At 59.7% G+C, this 18,311-nt stretch carries 10 protein-coding genes; 1 reads left to right on the forward strand and 9 read right to left on the reverse strand.

The annotated features are described in order from the left end of the window. Nucleotides 1-14: 14 nt before the first annotated feature. The 8 genes from BLR44_RS16270 to BLR44_RS16305 all read right to left on the reverse strand — a co-directional run bounded on the left by BLR44_RS16270 (nucleotide 15) and on the right by BLR44_RS16305 (nucleotide 16,433). Nucleotides 15-611, reverse strand: coding sequence for a hypothetical protein (locus tag BLR44_RS16270; RefSeq protein WP_089683869.1), 597 nt, complete (start codon nucleotides 609-611; stop codon nucleotides 15-17). 12 nt (nucleotides 612-623) lie between these two features. Beyond that, on the reverse strand, nucleotides 624-2,504 hold the full coding sequence (locus tag BLR44_RS16275; protein WP_089683871.1) for a 3-keto-disaccharide hydrolase: 1,881 nt from the start codon (nucleotides 2,502-2,504) through the stop codon (nucleotides 624-626). 243 nt (nucleotides 2,505-2,747) lie between these two features. Then, nucleotides 2,748-6,098, reverse strand: a complete 3,351-nt coding sequence (locus BLR44_RS16280; protein WP_089683873.1) for a VCBS repeat-containing protein — start codon at nucleotides 6,096-6,098, stop codon at nucleotides 2,748-2,750. Between the two features lie 53 nt (nucleotides 6,099-6,151). Further along, nucleotides 6,152-6,706 (reverse strand): hypothetical protein, encoded by a 555-nt coding sequence (locus tag BLR44_RS16285; RefSeq protein ID WP_089683875.1) that lies wholly within the window; start codon nucleotides 6,704-6,706, stop codon nucleotides 6,152-6,154. 2 nt (nucleotides 6,707-6,708) lie between these two features. Then, entirely contained in the window at nucleotides 6,709-10,110 is a 3,402-nt protein-coding gene (locus tag BLR44_RS16290; RefSeq protein ID WP_245706087.1) for a VCBS repeat-containing protein, read from the reverse strand. A gap of 262 nt (nucleotides 10,111-10,372) precedes the next feature. Then, nucleotides 10,373-12,004 carry a RagB/SusD family nutrient uptake outer membrane protein gene (locus BLR44_RS16295; protein ID WP_089683879.1) on the reverse strand — a complete coding sequence of 544 codons (1,632 nt, stop codon included), beginning with the start codon at nucleotides 12,002-12,004 and terminating at the stop codon, nucleotides 10,373-10,375. Nucleotides 12,005-12,029: 25 nt separating this feature from the next. Continuing rightward, nucleotides 12,030-15,368 carry a SusC/RagA family TonB-linked outer membrane protein gene (locus BLR44_RS16300; RefSeq protein WP_089683881.1) on the reverse strand — a complete coding sequence of 1,113 codons (3,339 nt, stop codon included), beginning with the start codon at nucleotides 15,366-15,368 and terminating at the stop codon, nucleotides 12,030-12,032. A 54-nt stretch (nucleotides 15,369-15,422) separates the two neighbouring features. Beyond that, complete coding sequence (locus BLR44_RS16305) at nucleotides 15,423-16,433, reverse strand: FecR family protein (protein ID WP_089683883.1); 1,011 nt, start codon at nucleotides 16,431-16,433, stop codon at nucleotides 15,423-15,425. 359 nt (nucleotides 16,434-16,792) lie between these two features. On the opposite strand from BLR44_RS16305, the gene BLR44_RS16310 reads away from it, so the two are divergent. Continuing rightward, a complete protein-coding gene (locus BLR44_RS16310) occupies nucleotides 16,793-17,380 on the forward strand; it encodes an RNA polymerase sigma factor (RefSeq protein WP_176956080.1) in 588 nt (195 codons plus the stop codon). 30 nt (nucleotides 17,381-17,410) lie between these two features. On the opposite strand, the gene BLR44_RS16315 is transcribed toward BLR44_RS16310, so the two are convergent. After that, nucleotides 17,411-18,226, reverse strand: a complete 816-nt coding sequence (locus BLR44_RS16315; protein ID WP_143017330.1) for a phosphatidylinositol-specific phospholipase C/glycerophosphodiester phosphodiesterase family protein — start codon at nucleotides 18,224-18,226, stop codon at nucleotides 17,411-17,413. Nucleotides 18,227-18,311: the final 85 nt, after the last annotated feature.

The raw sequence follows: 18,311 nt of genomic DNA on the forward strand, positions 1-18,311 counted from the left end.
GATATCGCCCGAGATTACAACTCGGACGGTTTGTTTATTTTTTTGATCTGTCCGCCTTCCTCAATCTCGTACCAGACCGTATCGGTCGTTAGCTGCAGGGTACCTTTCACGATGTCGCTTCCGTCTTCGTTGATCGTCCACCGTTTGACCGAATCTGCCACGAAGAAGGTGTGGTCATCCTGAAAGGTGACGTACTCCACAGCTTCGTAGCCCAGGTCCAGGGCACTTTTCTCATAAGGCATCAGCGAGTCGAGTTTATGGCCTTCCCAATCGTAGGTGACGATCGTGGGCACACTGCCGAATTCGCCTGCACCATAGTGCATGATCGCAACGGACGCATCGTTTTTGAAGAGTATCCCTACCGGTGCCTCCGCGTATTGATTTTTGTATTGAGCAAACGCTTCTTTGTTAAACTTAGGAGAGAAAACGGGCAATTCACCTTCCATGGAATGTGTGGTAAATGGCAAGGGTACCGGGGTCAATGAATTGACATACTCCTCAAAAGCCGTCTCTTCTTCGGTTGCTTCAAATTCGTCCGATTCGGTGTTCTGCGAACCAGACGAACAACTCCAGAGGCAGGTGAGCCCTATGCAAATGATGAGTTTTTTCATGGACAGTACCTCTTACCAGACGATGGCGTACTTGACCGGGCCTCCTTTGATCGGCAGCAGCAACTCCTGCGTATTTCGGGCGGTGGTGCGCAGCACCGGCGTTTCTGAGCCCTGAATTTCAATAAAGTATTCCTTGTCGTTCACGGCGTAGAGGCCGTTTGGCAGCTTCGTGATCGTCTTCCCTTCCGAGAGGCGGCACCAGAGGGGTAGCCCGTCGCCCCCGCCCGTGACTTCCAGCGCGTGGACCAGTTTCTTTCCGTCGTCGGCCGGTTCGAACGATTCGTGGATTTCCGCATTGTCGAGGGCGTACTTGAAGACCGGACGACCGGCTTTCGTCACGTCGTAGCCTAGGTACTTGTATGTGTCGTTCGAGTCGGGCCAGGTCGCATTCTGATCGGCCAGCATCGCCACCGAGGGTTGTCCGGCCAGCTCGATCACGCTGCCCTGCGGCACCGCCAGTTGGGTTTCGCCCCGCCCGTACCACATCAGCGTTGTCTCCAGAAAATCGCCCCGCCAGAATTGCAGCAACTCGCCGTATTGCAGATCCATCGCGTAATTGGCACCGCCCGGTTCGCCGACCGAGATGACGTGCGTCCGCTTGGTTCCGTTGTGGTTCATAAAACTGCGGAGCATCGTCGGGCGGCCCGCCGGCTCCACTTCGATTTCGCCCACGGGTTCGGCCGCACGGACGGGTGCGTTCAAAATCGTGTACGGCACGCCCGGCCCTTCCACCGCCAGCGTGATGTCGGTGCTGCGCGCGTACCAGAACCCAAAGTTTTTGTAGTAGGCCAGTTCGAGCGGATGGTCGCCGGATTGCAGGTCCAGGGTCGTCAGGGCCGTACCGCCTTCGCTGCCGTCGAGCGACAAGACTTCTTTCCCGTCGATTTTCAATTGGCCCGCGCCGTTCAGCCGTTCCAGGTTTACTTCGGGCGGCAACCACTTCAGGTTCAGGCTGAGCACGTAGGTACCCGAGGTCGGCAGGTGCAACGTGCCGGCAATCTTCCCGCCGAAGTTCTCCTTACTACCCGAGGCGGCATGTTCCAGAAACGGAATGTCCTGTTGCGCCTTCGGTTTTTGTGCTACCATCTGCGCGATGGATTTAAAGCCTTCCCCGTCGTACGTGCTTAGCTTCATGCCCTTGAGCGTCACCGGCTCGGTGCCGTACGCTTTGTAACGGAGGTTGCGAATCGCCACCGGCCCGTGGTCGCCCTGAATCATGAGCGGCCCCGTCGGCTGTTCGTCTTCGAAAGCGGCAGAGCGCGTCGGCCCGGTCACTTCCACATTCTCGTGGATTGTCACGCCGTTGTGAATCACCTTCACGAACCGGGCATTTTCGGTCTTGTTGCCCTGCGCGTCGAAACGCGGTGCGCGAAACAGAATGCGGTAGCGCTGCCACAACCCCGGCGCTTTGCTGACGTTCTGCGCGGGCGCGTGTCCTTCGTAGCCCTTCCGGCCCGACGGACGGCCTTCGTCCCAGCGCTCGTAGATGGCCCCGCAGTCGGCCGCGGTCGGGTTTTGCACGCCCCAACTGTCGAACAGTTGCACTTCGTAGCGCCCTTGCAGGTAGACGCCCGCGTTGGACCCTTTGTCCATCATGAAGTCGAGTTCCAGGTCGAGGTCGCCGTGCTCCATCTGCGTCATCAGGTGGTCGCGCTGCTTCTCGGTGGGCGCGTTGACGGCCACGCCGGTACCGCGTTCGGTTTTGCCCTTGCCGCCTTCCCGCAGGTCGTAAAACACATTGCCCACGATCTTCCAGTTTTTCCCGACCGGACGGAAGTCATTGAAGTTCTGCAGGTTGAGGGGCGTATAAGGAATTTCCGGCGTCTGCGCGAAAGCTCCGCCCGACAAGAGCAGGAGGTACAGGCCGAAAGAAAAGTAGGTACGTCGGATCATGAAATGCAAGGTCTGGATAGTGGTCGTGTTTATGTATGGGTTGCTGTAAAAATACGTCTCAACACATGACTTCTTGTGCAATCTAGCTGACTGCCGGGAATTCAAACCCTTTTTGCCCGAGATCTCTCCCGTTGGTCGCGATGACACCGTTCTCTATCCTCATCGGCCGCCGGGAATAAGCGAGCGGGACCAAAATCTTCTAGTGCCTGTGGGTTCATTTTAACGCGCATCGTTTTTACCAGATCACAAAGCAGGCCGCTCCAGAGGCGGAGTTTCCGGCTGAAGTCGAAGCACCTGCAATGTCGCATGGTTCCGCCCGGCCAGTAGCAGTGTTTCCCGGTTCGCCCGGATCGTCAGCAGATTTCGGACTTCGCCGTCCAGGCGCAACCCCGACCGATGGTTCGGTACCGTCATAAAATGGCCTTTCCCGTCCCCTTTCAGCAAACAGCCGTAACTGGCGTCGTATCGCCCGATTTCGGGTTTGGTGCCGTACAGATTTCCCCCCAGCAGCACATCGGGGTGGTGATCGCCGTCGAGGTCCTGGATCAGTACGCCGTAGACCGGCGAAAATTGCGCCTCGGTGGGGAGGGCCTGGACAGCGAACGTGCCGTCGCCCTGGTTCAGAAGCACCGAAGTCGCCAGCGTGGTCGCCTCCAGCGTTTGGGCACCCTGCAACTGTTCCGGCGAGAACACCTCGGCAACGGTCTGCGACTGGTAGTCGGCATAGTTCAGGTATTTCTTTTTGAGGGCGGGCAGTTGTGCCGTCAGGTTGTGCCGCAGCACCACCGGAAACGAGCGCTCGCCGTTGTAGGTGCACAGGATCTGCTCTACGGTGCCGTTCCGGTCGAAGTCGTTGACCACCATCGAAATGGGCTTTTCGGGCGAGGCGCGCAGCCGCGCATTGAGGCCATAATTGCCCGCTACAAAATCCACATCGCCGTCACCGTCTAGGTCGGCCGGTTGCAGGCAATTCCACCAGCCCTGGCTGTGGGGTACCGCTATTTTTCGGGAGAACTGCCCGCCTTCGTTCCGAAAAACCGTAACGGGCATCCACTCGCCGACCACCACCAGATCGAGGTCGTGGTCGCCGTCGAGGTCCTCCCAGGCGGCATCCGTGAGCATTCCGAGGCCGGTCAGTTCGGGCGCTACCTGGGCCGTCACGTCCGTAAAGTGCCCTTTGCCGTCGTTGTTCAGCACGTAGCCGTTGCAGGGCAGGCCGTAGCGGAATGGTTGCAGCCGCACGCCCACAAACAGGTCCAGATCGCCATCACCGTCGTAATCGCCCGCTTTCACGGTCGACGTACTTTCAAACGCCGAGGTCGGCAGCAATTGCGACGATTTGGTAAAGTTGCCGCGCCCGTCGTTCAGGTACAGCCGGTCGATCAGCGCGGTCGACGACGTAGGAAACTCACTGCCCCCGCTGCACACGTAGAGGTCGGGATCACCGTCGCCGTCTGCATCGAAAAACAGCGCCTCCGTGTCTTCCGCCACGCGATCGGCCTCCAGCGCCGGTTGTGTGGTCCGGACAAATTGTCCGTTGCGTTGCTGCACGAACACCGCCCCCGCCGCATCTTTCGCGTTCCCCACAAACACGTCGTCCAAACCATCGCCGTTGACGTCGGCCTTGCACAAAGCCGGTCCCTGCGTCGACAGCATGTGGTACAACAGCGGATCGCGGTCGAAGTCGACGAAGTGGTTTTCCTGGTGCCGGAAGTCGAGCGGAGGGGCGTCGCCGGCCTCTTGAAACAGCGGTGGACGCGGCGCTTCGTGCGCGACCCACTGCACCGGCGGTTGGGCATCTTTTTCGGCCAGGGTCAGGGTCTGATCGGCACGCACGTGCGTCAGCAGCGTTGTGTTGCCACCGGGCCACTGCACCAGCACCGTATCGACTGTCTGCAACGCACCCAGGCCCACGTGCGGCCGTGGATCGACGGACGATTCGAAGCCCCGCGTGGGCATTTGTTCGAGGTAGAAAGTTTTGCCCTGGTGCTTCAGCGTAATGCTCGCCCCGAAAGCCGCCGTGTTTTGCCGGTCGCCCCGGAGCTGAAACTTCAGGAAATGGTGCGGCCTCGCCCGCGCGTCGGCATCGTTGCGGTAGACGAACGGCGGCATGTTCACGTTGTTGACGATCAGATCGAGGTCGCCGTCGTTGTCCAGGTCGCCGTAGGCCGCCCCGTTCGAAAAGCCGGGTTGCGCCAGCCCCCACGCGGCCGTCTGGTCCGCAAAGCGTAGACCGTCCTGATTCTGGAAGGCGTAGTTGGCGATGGGGTTGGAAGGAATGTAGCTGATAAGCTTTTTGAAATCGACGCCTTCTTTCGTGACGATCGACTTGCGGATTTCGTCGTTGGCGATGAACTGGAGAAAGTCCTGATCGGTCAGGTCCTGGTGAATGCCGTTGGCCACAAACACGTCTTTGAGGCCGTCGTTGTCCAGGTCGGCGATCAGCGCCCCCCAGCTCCAGTCGGTGGCCTCCATGCCGGTCAGTCGTCCGATTTCGCTGAACGTTCCGTTACGGTTATTGAGCTGCAACGTGTTGCGGGTAAACTGGTGGCCGTATCCGTTCTCCACGCCGTATTGGTAGCGGTTCCAGTCGTCGAAGGTGGTTTTGGTTTTGAGACGTTCCTCGGCGGCAGGCAGCATGTCAGTCACAAAGATATCGGGGTACGCGTCGTTGTTGATGTCGGCCAGGTCGGCCCCCATCGAAGCAGCACTGGTGCTGCGGATCTGCGCTTCGAGGCTCTCGCGGAATGTGCCGTTCTGCTGGTTGAGGTAGAGGTAATCCCGTTCGAAAAAATCGTTCGAAATGTACAGGTCCATCCACCCGTCGCGGTTCACGTCGCCGACTGTTACGCCCAGCCCGAAGCCGATGATGCTGCCGTAAATGCCCGCCTCGGTGCTGACGTCGGTGAAGTGGGGATGCGCCGCCCCGCCGCGGCCGTCGTTGCGGTACAGTTTGTCGCCACCCAGCGTATCACGGAGGGGCCGTTCGTTTTTCCGGAGGTTAAAACTCCCGATGGCCTGGTACGAATTGTTGAGCAGGTACATGTCGAGGTCGCCGTCGCGGTCGTAGTCGAAAAATGCCGCGTGGGTCGAAAGTCCGAGGTCGGCCAGTCCGTAGGCAGCGGCCTGTTCCTGGAACGTGCCGTCGCCCTGGTTGATGAACAATTCGTTCTGGCGGTTGTCGCCCTGTACGTCGCCGGAGTTGCAGACGTACATGTCGAGCCAGCCGTCGCCGTTCACGTCGGCCATGCTGACGCCCGTCGACCACGCGCGCCTTCCTGCCACCCCGGCCCTATCGGTAACGTCTTCGAACTGAAGTGGTGCCGCCGCGCCTTTGTTCAGGTAGAGTTTGTTGGGCCCCATGTTGGCCGTGAGGTACACATCGAGGAAGCCGTCGCCGTTCACGTCGCCCAGCGCCACACCACCACCGTTGTAGAAGTTGCGGTAAGTGTAGATGTTGAACGCTTTGTCGTAATGCAGGTCGTTGCGAAAGTCGATGCCCGTCGCGTCCGCAGGCAGGAGCGCAAAGAGGGTCGACCCGACCGGCGGCGCGGTGGTAGTCGGCTGGCAGGCCACCAGCCCGATCAGCAACATCCATCCGCTCCCTGAAATCCATTTGTGTGCAGTCATCGGTGGGGATCGTAGGTCTAGTGGTCTATGGCAGTTAGGTCGGTAAACAGAGCGTGGACCTGCATGTCGTCGGCATCGGTATAGAGGGTGATGCGGCGGTTGCCGTCCACTTTCACGTAGGCATCGCCCTTGGTCGAGTGCGTCACTTTAATAAATCCGTCGCCGTACCATTGCTTGAAGAGCGCCAGCACATCGAGTTGCAGGCTGTCGGCAAACAGGTGCTTGTTCCAGGGCGCCCACGCGTCGTAGGCAAAGGTGACGGGCATCTGGACGATTCGGTTCTGTTGGAACTCCGGGTAGAAATTCATCGATGCCGGATGCGGCAACTCCGCCATACGGTACAACACGGTGGTGTTGCTGGCGCCTTCCATCACCCGTCCCTGCCGGTTCAGGTCCCAGCACTGGTCGAAGAATTCCTGGCTCGTCATCCCGAACGTCAGGCCGAGAAACAGGCTGTCGTACCGCACGCCGCGTTGCAGTTCGCTGTCGACCAGCTCCTGGTATTCCGATTTGGCGCTGCAACCACTCCAAAGCGCTCCCACGAGCCCAAGCCATACGATCCATTTTGCCATGATCAATACTGATAAGTCTGTAATGCTTCGTTGTTTCGGGCCACCAGCAGTACCGTGCGCGCACCTTGCTGCAAGGTCACGAAATCCCGGATTTCTCCTTTGACGAACAGGCCCGACCGGTGGGCCGGAACCGGCGCGAATCCGCCTTTTCCGTTGCCGATCAGCAGCAGGCCATAACTGCCGTCCTGAATGCCCACCTCGGGTTTGCAGCGGTACTGGTTGCCACCCAGCACGAGGTCCAAGTGGCCGTCTCGGTTAAAGTCCCCTACCTCAATTCCGCAGACCGGGGCCCGTTGCGCTTCGTCCGGGAGGGGTTGCCACACAAACGTGCCGTCGCCCTGGTTGAGCAGCACGCCGCTACGGGCCTCGTACGCCGGCAACGCCAGGGCCGTGTGCAACTGCGCCGGGCGGAACAGGTCTTCGATGGTCTGGTCGCGGTAGTCCACATTTTTCAGGTAGCGTTTTTTCAGCGTCGGGAGTTGCGCTACCAAATCCTGTCGGGTCACCAGCGGGTAGGCCGTATCGCCATTGTAAGCACAGAGGATCTGCTCGACGGAGCCGTTCTGGTCGAAGTCTTTCACGTACAAGGTCAGGGGTTTATCGGCCGACGGCTGGAATCGGGTGTTCAACCCCTGGTTCCCCACCACCACGTCCAAGTCGCCGTCGCCATCCAGGTCCGCGACGTCCAGACAACTCCAGAAACCGTTGGTGTGCGCCAGCCCTGCCGGTGCGGAAGCTTCCTTCAACAGGCGGCGGTGTGTGTCGGGGTCGCGTTCGTTGCGAAACAACTTGATGCCCATCCACTCACCCACCACGATCAGGTCGGGATCGCCATCGCGGTCCACGTCGGCCCATTGCGCATCGCGCAGCAACCCTAATGCGTTCAGGTCCGGATGCGTGGCGGGTGTGAAATGTCCCTGGCCGTCGTTTTCCAGCAGGTATCCGTTGACGGGCAGCCCGTAGGCAAACGGCTGGAGGCGAATCCCGACGAACAAATCCTGGTCGCCATCGTCGTCGTAATCGGCGGCGGCCACACATGACGAACTTTCAAATTTCCCGGCGGGCAGCAATTGGCCGGACTTCATAAAGTTGCCCTGCCCATCGTTCAGGTACAGCCGGTCGATCAGCGCGGTCGAGGCGGAAGGGAACTCGTTGCCGCCGCTGCACACGTAGAGGTCGGCGTCACCATCGCCATCTGCGTCGAAGAAAAGCGCATCCGTATCTTCCGAAACGCGGTCGCTGGCAAACACCGCCTCGCTGGTTTTCCGAAAGCCGCCGTCGGACAGTTGCACAAACAGCGTACCCGGAGCATCTTTCGCCCCGCCGATGTAGACATCCTCGCGCCCGTCGCCGTTCACGTCGCCTTTGCAGAGGTGGGGCCCTTCGTTCGACAGCATCTGAAACAACAGCCCGTCGCGGTCGAAGTCCGAAAAATCGTTTTCCCGATGTACATAGTCGAGGGCCGCGTCGCGCACCGGCCGGAAGATCGGAGCGGGTGCCGCTGCTGCTGCTGGCCGGGGCCTCGCCGGCGTTTGGGTCTGATCGACCAGCAGGATCTGGTTCGTCGCCACGTTTTCCAGGTGGCTGCAGGTGCCGTCGGGCCATTGGACCCGCACCGAATCAACAGACGCCCACGTACCGAGGCCAAAGTGCAGGCGGTAGTCGACCGACGACTCGAAGCCGCGCATGGGCATCAGTTCCTGGTAACGTTGCTCGCCCTGGCGGAATACCGTGACCTGCGTGCCGATGGCGAAGGCGTTTTGGCCGGCACCTTTCAACTGCACTTGCAGAAAATGGTGGTCGGCGCGCAGCGCGTCGGTTTCGTTGCGGTAGACGAACGGCGGCATGTTGACGTTGTTGACGACCAGATCCAGGTCGCCGTCGTTGTCCAGGTCGCCGTAGGCCGAGCCGTTCGAGAAGCCGGGAGTGGCCAGGCCCCATGCATCGGCCACGTTGGTAAACGTCAGATCCCCGTGGTTCTGAAACAGGTAATTGCCGAGGGGCTGCGATGGCATGCGGTCCACCAGCGTTTTGATCACCTGTTTCTCTTGCTTTAACGTTTCGCGCACCACGGCCGGATTGGCCATGAACTGGATGTAGTCCAGGTCGGTCAGGTCTTTGAAAATCCCGTTGGCGACGAAAATATCGTTGTAGCCGTCGTTGTCGAAGTCCTGCATCAGGGCACCCCAGCTCCAGTCGGTGGCCGACACACCCGCCATGCGCCCGATCTCACTGAAGGCAACGGGCGCTTCCGTCCTCCGGGGCCCCTGGGGCACCGGCCCGCGGTTCAACTGCAGCACGTTCCGGGGAAACTGGTGGCCGTAGCCGTTGGCGACGTTCATCTGGTACTTGTTCCAGTTTTCGAACTGCGCCTTCGTTTTCAACCGGGCGTTGTCTTCCGGCAGCATCTCGGTCACGAACAGTTCCGGGTAGCCGTCGTTGTTCAGGTCCGCCAGGTCGGCCCCCATCGAGCCGAGGCTGATTTCGCGCATCGTTTCTTCGAGCGATTCGCGGAAGGTGCCGTTTCGCTGGTTCAGGTAGAGGTAATCGCGTTCGAAAAAGTCGTTTGCCACGTAGAGGTCGGGCCAGCCGTCGCGGTCCAGGTCGCCGATCGTTACACCCAGGCCAAAGCCGATGGTGCTGCCGTAGATGCCGGCCGCCTCGCTCACGTCGACAAAGCGACCGCCGTCGTTGCGGTACAGTTTGTTGCCCCCCAGCGGATCGCGCACCTGCCGCTGGTCTTTCACCAGATCGTAGTTTCCTACCGAGCGGAACGAGTTGTTGAGCAGGTAACAGTCGAGGTCGCCGTCGCGGTCATAATCAAAAAAGGCGGCGTGGGTCGAGAGGCCCTTTTCGTCCAACCCGTACGCATGCGCCTGTTCCGTAAAGGTAGGCACCTCCCCCGGCCCGTTGGCGTCGTTGATGAACAACGCGTTGTGGCGGTTCTCGCCCCGGATGTCGCCCGATTTGCAGATGTAAATGTCGAGCCAGCCGTCGCCGTTCACATCGACCAGGCTGACGCCCGTCGACCAGACGCCGGTAGAGGCCACACCTGCCCGTTCGGTGATGTCGGTAAACTGAAATGCCTGTGCTGTTCCCTCGCCTCCGCGATTCAGGTAGAGGCGGTTGGGTTGCTGGTTGCCGCAGAAAAACAAGTCTGTCCAGCCGTCGTTGTTCAGGTCGCCCATCCCCACGCCGCCGCCGTTGTAAAAATTACGGTACGTGTAGACGTTAAATTCCTCGGTGTATTCGACGCGGTTCTCGAAGGTGATGCCGGTATACGTGGCCGGCACCAGGGTAAACAACGTCGCTCCGCGCGGAGGTGATTCGGGCGCCGAAACCTGACAGGCGGCCAGCAGCAGAGCACCCAGACCGAACAAGCCGGTCCGCCGAAGGTTTCGCAAAAAAGTTGTGTCGTGGCTGCGCATGGTGGCTGGCATCCTTATTTACATTCCCCCCTTCATTCTTACGCCGGGGGCTGTGGGGTGATGAGAGAGAACGAGCTTGTCGGTGTATACTACCGAAAACCCCGGAAACCGAAAAGCAGGAAAGCAGCCGGTGACGGATGGCTGCCTTCCTGATGACGTTGTTGACTTCACGAATGATTTACCGGAAGGGATTCTGCGCAGGAAAGACCTCACTCATTCACTCATTCACTCATTCACACTAGTATCCCGGGTTTTGTTTCAGGTTGCGGTTGGCGTTGATTTGCGTTTCCGGAATCGGGAAAATGTTCAGGTGGTTGATGCCGTTCGGCCCCAGGTTGTCGGCGGGATCGGCGTCGTGAAACCGCCAGGCGTCGTTGTACTTCCCGAACCGGATCAGGTCGGTACGACGAACCGACTCCGCAAACATTTCGCGGCCGCGCTCGGCCAGGAACCCCTCAGCGTCCAGCGTCTGGAACGGATCGACTTTACCGTGCTCTTCCCGAATCTGGTTGACGATGGCCAGCGTGACGGGATCGTTCCAGTTACCGCTTTGCCGGGCCACGGCTTCGGCTTTCATCAGGATTACGTCGGCGTACCGGAAAATGCAGTAATCGTTGCTCAACTGTCCGTTGTTGCCTTTGTAGATTTCCCACTTGCCGATGCGCGCGCCCGATTGCCGCCAGGCGCTGGGCAACAGTTCGTTGATGTAAGGCGTGAAGGTGATCGGCGGGCCGTTCGGGTCGTTCGGGTCCGCCCCGCCATCCTGCAACGGCGTGCTGCCATCGGCCTCGAACTGAGGGCCTACGATGAAGTTCGACAGCCGGTTGTCGAGCGTACCCGTGGTGGGCGTACCCGCCGGGTCGACGCCAATGACCTCGCCCTGCGGGCCCGGGTTTTGCGTCGGATCGGTATACGACTGATAAAATTCCTGAATGGAAGCAAAGCCGTTCCAGGGCTGCGCACTCATCTGGTACGTGTTCTGGCTCTGCATGTGCAGCGTGATGTGCGGAATGGTATGGCCGGTGGCGTTGATCTCGTCGTACGGAATCACCCAGATGAACTCCGTGGAGCCTTTGTTGTTGCGGGTGAAGTTGTCGCGGTAGTTCGGCATCAGCGAATACATTCCCGAGTTGATCACCTCGTCGCAGGCGGCGATGGCCTTGTCCCACTGCGGAGTGCCGGTGTAGACTTCGGCATTCAGGTACAGCTTGGCCAGCGCCGTGTAGGCCGTGTAGTAGTTGACGCGCCCGTAGGTGCTCTCGTCGGCCGGGCCGGTCTTTTGCAACAGCGGTGCGTTGTCCAGCAGTTCTTTTTCTACAAAATCGTAGACCTGCTGCCGGGTGCTGTTGGCGGGCGGCTCGGTATTCGAGAAGTCGGTGCTCAGCGGCACGTTGCCGAACAAATCGAGTAGCCAGTAGTAATAGATGGCCCGCAGGGCTTTCAGCTCCGCAATGAACGCATTGGCCTGCTCGGTGCCGATCGGTTCCAGCGTTGCCAGCAGGCGGTTGCAGGTATTGACTCCGGCATAGAGGAAGTTCCAGGTGTTGAGCGGACGCGGGTCCTGCGAGTTGTAGGTGTGGGTTTGCAGCCGCACCCAGTGGCCGCCGTCGCCCCAGTCGGCCCCGCGCGTGGGCACGACCATCTCGTCGGTCGTGACTTCGCAAAGGGGCATGATGTTGTCGGCATTGCCAAACGAGCCGAACAGGTTGGCGTACGCCGCCCCCACCGCCGAGAGGATTTCGCGGTCAGTCTGGTAAAAATTGGTACTGGTCGCTGTATCGTAGAGTACGTTGTTCTCGTCCAGGTCGGTACACGACCCAACAACGACGCCCCCGATCAACAGGAATCTTTTGAGGTATCTCAATTGCATGGTAGTAGGCGTTTGTGGTAGAAGGTTAGAAAGTAGCGTTCACCCCGAGGGTAAAGGAGCGCGTCAGCACCCAGATCTCACGCCGGTCCACGCCGGGTGCTAAGGAATTGGCATCATCGGCGTTGCCATCCGCGTAACGTACTTCCGGATCTACTCCCGTATAGTTAGTGATCATAAACAGATTCTGGCCGGTGAGGTAGGCCCGCAGCGACTTCACCCATCCTTTCTTTTCCAGGTTGAACTGATAGCCCAGCGTGGCGTTGTCCATCTCCAGAAAAGAGGCGTTTTCCACAAACAAACTGCTGAAGATCTGCTGGTCGGTGATGTCGGGGTTGAAGTACTGGGTATTTACGACGTTGTAGCTGCTGGCCAGGTTGGGATTCTCGTAAAAGGCGCGGTAGGTGTTGATCAGCTGGTGGCCGAACGCACCGCGCAGCAGGAAGTTCAGGTCGAAATTCTTGTAGCGGAACGTGTTGGTCCAGCCCAGCTGAAAGTCGGGCAGGCCGTTGCCGATCACCATCTGGTCGTTGTTGTCGTACTTGCCGTCGTTGTTCAGGTCGGCCAGCTGGTACTTTCCGCCTTCGTCTACGCCGAGGTACTGGTAACCCCAGAACAGCCCGATGGCCTGGCCTTCGACGGCCCGCGTAATTTGCGTCTGCTCCTGCCCGGGTGTGCCCAGGTTGGTGGCCCCGACGTAGCTACCGGCCAGCGTGGGGTCCAGTCGTGCCAGTTTCACGTTGAACGTCGAAAAGTTAAAACTGGAGTTCCAGGTGAACATCGAGCTGCGCACCACGTCGTAGGCCAGCGCCAGTTCAAAGCCATTGCTGCTCAGCTCCCCGATGTTCATCCAGGTGGTGGGCACCAGGTTCGGCGGCACGGGCACCGTTACGTTGAAAATCAGGTCGGACGTCACGCGGTTGTAATAGTCCAGCGTACCGGTCATCCGGTCGTTGAAAATCACGAAGTCCAATCCAACGTCGAACTCCTTCTTCCGTTCCCATTTCAGGTCAGGGTTGGCGTTTTTATCCGGCTCGTAACTCTGGAGGTAGACGTTGTTGCCGGCGTAGAAGTTGGCGCCACCGGGTGCCAGGGTCTGCAACGACAGGTACGGCTCCGGCGGCAGGGCCCCGGTCACCCCGTAGCTGGCGCGTAGCTTGATGCTGCTCACGCTGGGCAGGTCGAGAAAGCGGTCCAGGTTGACGCCCGCGCTGATCGCCGGGAACATCCCCCACTTGTTGTTTTCGCCGAACTGAGTAGCCCCTTCGCGACGCAGGCTGGCCGACAAGAAGGCCGCTTCGTTGAAGTTCAGGTTGAGGCGCCCGAAGAACCCGATCAGGCGCGACCCGGTTTTGTAGCTGTTGATGTTGCCACGGCCGCTGGCGAAATCCAGCGCGGTAGAAAAATCCTGCCCCGACGCATCGGTCACAAAATTGCCGCCGCCCACTTCGAACTGCTTGTCCAGAAAATCTTGGTACGAATACCCAGCCACGGCCGAAACGCGGATGGTGCTGATCCGCCCGTCGTACGAAAGGGTGTTTTCATAGAGCCGGTTCCGGTTTTCGATGTCCGCCTTCCAGGAATACCCCCCACGACTGAAGCCACTCACGCCCAGAAAGTTGCGCGAATGGAACGACGTGCGGGGCAAGTACGCTTCGTCGAAAGTGCTAGTGGTCTGCTGGGCGTAGCGCACCAGAAATTTCAGCCCGTCGACGATCTGAAAGGTAGCGGAGCCGTTGAAGTTAAACCGCTTCAGTTCCTGGTCGCGCATGTTCTGTTCCAGTACCGCCACGGGGTTGGCATAGTCGACGTTGTTTGCTTCGTAGTAGCCCCCGCCGGTCAGGTCGTACAGCGGATCGGTGGTGTGTACCGGGGCGGTCGGGTTGTAGATAGCCGCGTACTTGAAGGCCTCCGAATACCCCAGTTGCGACTCGCGCGAGGTGTTGCTCATGTTGAGGTTGAAGACCAGCCGGTCGTCGAGGACCGACTGCGACAAATTGAGCCGGGTGTTGATCTGGTTGAACCCGGTGTTGATCGCCACGCCCTGCGCATTGCGGAAGTTGACCGAAGCGCTGTAGGTGGTGCCGGAACTGTTGCCGCCCGACAGCGAAAGGTTGTGCGTATGCGAAAACGCGGTGCGGGTGATCTCTTTGTACCAGTCGGTGGTTGCACCATAATCCACGGCGTTGCTCAACTGGCGGTACTCGTCGGCGGTCATGTGCTGCGTGAAGCGGGCCGGCGTTTCGGTCTGCACCAGTCCGCTGTACGACACGCCGAAGCTATCGGCCGACCCCGACTTGGTGGTGACGATGATCACCCCGGCCGACCCGCGCGTTCCGTAAATGGCGGCAGCCGATCCGTCTTTCAGCACATCGATGCTGGCGATATCGTTCGGGTCTACGGTGTTCAGGTCCGCCCCGATCTGCCCGTCGACCACCACCAGCGGTTGGGTGTTGGCCCCAAGGGTGGACAGGCCGCGCAGCCGAATGGCAAATCCGGCGTTGGGATCGCCGCCGGGACGCGAAATGGAAAGGCCCGACACTTTGCCCTGCAACAGTTGCGAGACGTTGCTGATGTTCCCCTTGTTGAATTCTTCTACGCCGATGCTGGCCACCGAACTGGTGATTTCGCCCTTGCGCTGCGTGCCGTACCCCACAACCACCACTTCGTCGAGGGCTTTTATGTCGTCGGCCATCGTTACGTCAATGGTGGTGCGCCCCCCTACCACCACTTCCTGCGTAGCGAACCCTACCGCACTGAACACCAGGGTCGCGTTGTCGCCCACGTTCAGGGTGTAGTTTCCGTTGACGTCGGTGATGGTCCCGTTGGTGGTGCCTTTCTCCAGAATGTTGATGCCCGGAATGCCTTCGCCCGTCGCATCGATGACGCGCCCGCTGATCGCGACCGCCCGCTGGGCCCGGGCCGCACGGATGGCCATCAACGTGTTGTGCGCGCTCATGGAAGCCGCTACCGGCGTGCGAGCGTCTTTCCAGACGGGCTGCACCACCTCCGCCGTGGTTTCTTCTACCTCCCGGTAAATGGCATAATAGTCGTCGCCGACCTTTTTGTAACGCAGCGAAGTCGATTGCAGGGCGGCCTGCAGGTTTTTCTCCAGTCCCACGCTTCGGTGCACGTAGTAGCGGATGGCCTGCCCCTGAATTTCGGAGGGGTAGATGAACTTCACCCCGAACTGCTGCTCCAGTTCCTGAAACAGACTTTTAAGGGAGACCTCCTTTTGCTTGGGCTGTTCGTCGGAGGAGGCGATCCGATACGCCAGGCTGGTGGAAGCCTGCACCTGCGCCTCCGCAGGGACGGGGGGCAGCAGGCTGGTCATGGCGAACCCAACCGTGAGGTAGAAAATTTTCATAAGGTATGGACGAGTAGGTAGGTTGTAAATACTTCCAGGGCTAGGGATTCAAGGTTATTCTTTTCGTTTGATCAAGATGTTATCGTTTTCGTAGGTGATGGCCAGGTTGCGGCTCATCGCAAGCGCATCGAGCAGAAGTTCGAGGTTGTCGGCGGGCAGGTTGCCGCTCAGGTGCTGTTGCGCCAGCGAGGTATCGGCGATGATGACGGGGCGTCCGTAGGTGCGGGTAATCAACTCGCCGATTTCGTGCAGCGACATGTCGTCGATCACCAGGTAGCGGTCGGTCCAGGAGGTGTAGCGTTCGGTGTTGACGGGCCGCTGTTCCACCTGACGGGTGGCCCGCGAGAACGCGACGAGCTCGCCGGGTTCCATCACGACCTCCTGAGCGAGTTGCGAAGGCGCCAGATCGACGCGAACTTTGCCCGTCTCCAGCACGACCTGCGTGCCCTGCGTCGCGGTGGTCACGTTAAACTCGGTGCCCAGCACTTCCACGTCCAGGTCGGCCGTATGCACCCGAAAGCGGGCGTTTTCTTCGTAGGCTTCCTGGTGGGTTACCTGAAAGAAAGCTTCGCCGTCCAGCCATACTTCGCGTACGTGGGCGGCATCCCAGGTATCGGCCAGTCGCAGCCGCGTGTTCCCGTTCAACAAAGCCACCGTGCCGTCGGGCAGGATGATTTCCCGCGTTTCGCCGAAGGCCGTTACGTATTCTGCCGGCGTGCGCGCCTGCCATAGGTACAGAGCCGCGCCCAGCGTCAGCAACAGCGCCACGGTTGCCGCCACCCGCTGGCCCATCCCCCACCGGGACGTCACCCGCAGGGCCGGTGGTGCGGTCGCGTGGTCGATCCGCTCCCACATCTGCGTTAGTTCTTCCGACGTCAACGCATGTTGGCGAAACCGCAGGCTGGTCAGAAAGTGACGCGCTTCTTCAACATCCTCCCGTTTTTCAGGATGTTCCTGTACCCACTGGGTCCAGAAGGCATGGCTGGTCCGGTCGCCCTGCAGTACCCACTGCTGAAACGACTCGTCCTGGGCCAGTTCTTTCGCGCCGAATGTCTCGTAATTCATAGGCTCGCTCGGAAGGGTCTTCTGAACCTTCTTTCCCTCAAAAGGCACGAAGTCCGGATTTTACCCCTAGCCTTCCGAAAAAAATTTTGTCGCCCCAGGCGATAAGTTTTGAGGCATGGTGCCTGAGGTTTCTTTGCGTGCGCCGCTGCGTCCTGCCCAAGCGAGCCGTTTACCGCAGGGTTTATCGTCCGTGAATCGATGGACCGCCCTGCAACAGAAAAGCCTGACGGATGAGTATAATCAGATTATTATTTGCATCTTGGTTAACAGCAACCTCCCCCAGGCAGGGGGAAGTTGGCGACCGAACGCCCACCACACCCACGGCCCAACGCCGACGAGCGGGCACAAGCATCACCTGCATGGCGCGAGTTGAACACATGCCTGAGTACGAATCGGAGGAAGCGGTCTGGCGGGCGTTCAGGCAGGGCGATCGTGCGGCGTTTCAGCAGCTCTACCACCGCTTCGCCAACGTGTTGTTTAACTACGGCAGCAAGTTTACGGCCGACCGCGATCTGGTGCGGGACGCGATTCAGGAGCTCTTTTTGCGGCTGTGGCGCGACCGCACCCGCCTGGGCGACACGACTTCCGTTAAATATTACCTCTTTAAAGCCTTACGGCGCGATCTGGTGCGGGCCCTGCAACGCAAAGCCCGGTTTGTGGCCGAAGCCAGCCTGAGCGGCCCGGCGTTTGCCATCGAATATGCGCACGAAGTTGCGTTGATGCAGGAAGAGCTGTGGCAGGAGCAGCAGGACCGCCTGAACCTGGGGCTGGAACAGTTGTCGCCCCGGCAACGCGAAGCGATTTTCCTGCGCTTTTACGAAAATCTGAGTTATCAGGAGGTAGCCGAAGTGATGTCCATCACGCCCAAGTCTACTTACAAAATCATCTACAAAGCCATCGAAATGCTACAAAAGCACTTCAAAGTGTTTTGCCTCTGGCTCTTCTGAAAAAAGGGTGCATGGAAACCCGCTGGGCGGCTAGCCTTCGCGTTTGGCCCGCAGGAATGCTTGCAGGTCGGCGAGGCGGTCGGTGTTGATCAGGTCGACGCCGTTCTCCCACAAAAACTGCCAGACTGCCGGCGTGTCGGGCGTACCCCACAGACGCACTTTTTTCCCTTCGGCATGGGCCTGCTCGACAAACGCCCGGAAGCGTTTCAGCTCGTCGGGGGCCACCGGTCCCTTCCCTTTCCACGACAAAAACCGGTTGTAGCTCTGACTCACCACCGGCATGCGCACCGGGTCGATGTCCTGTCCCAGGTCATCCGGACGACCGTCCAATGCCGTCAGCGCTTGTGCATCGTACAAGACCAGGGGTTTCAGCGGCGGCTTTTCAATGCCGGAGAGAAACACCCGCACCGGCTTGCCGTCGCCCGGAGCGACCGAAAGCATGGCGGCGTAAGGCGCCAGCTGAGCCTGGAGGGCGCGGTACGTGGCTTCGTCGGAGGTCTTGAAATCGATCATCAGGTAAAACAGGGTGCGATGCCCGGCATACACCGGTTGCGTACCCTGCGCAGTGCGTTCCCACAGGGGCCTCAGGTACAGACGGTCAAGGGTACGGGCCGGATCGGGTTGCGCAGGGCGGTTGTGCGCCACATAAAGTGCGCCGTCGATGAGAAACACGTCGGATTCGACCGAGCAAAAGCCGTGTGCCAGCGCATCCAGCAAGGGGCGTTCGTGTTCGTAGTCGTTATGGGCATGGGCACGCACCAGGGGCTGCACCTCCAGGGCGGACTGAGCCTGAAGGGACGTGACAAAACCCAGGAAAAGAAGGAGAACAAGCGAGCGAAGTACCATGGCATAGGGTTGGAAACGGACGGGCAATAGTACACCACAAACCACACCTACAGGTTACCGCAACGTTAATTTTGCGCCTTCGCTC

The sequence above is a fragment of the Catalinimonas alkaloidigena genome, from assembly GCF_900100765.1.
GTDB lineage: Bacteria > Bacteroidota > Bacteroidia > Cytophagales > Flexibacteraceae > Mooreia > Mooreia alkaloidigena.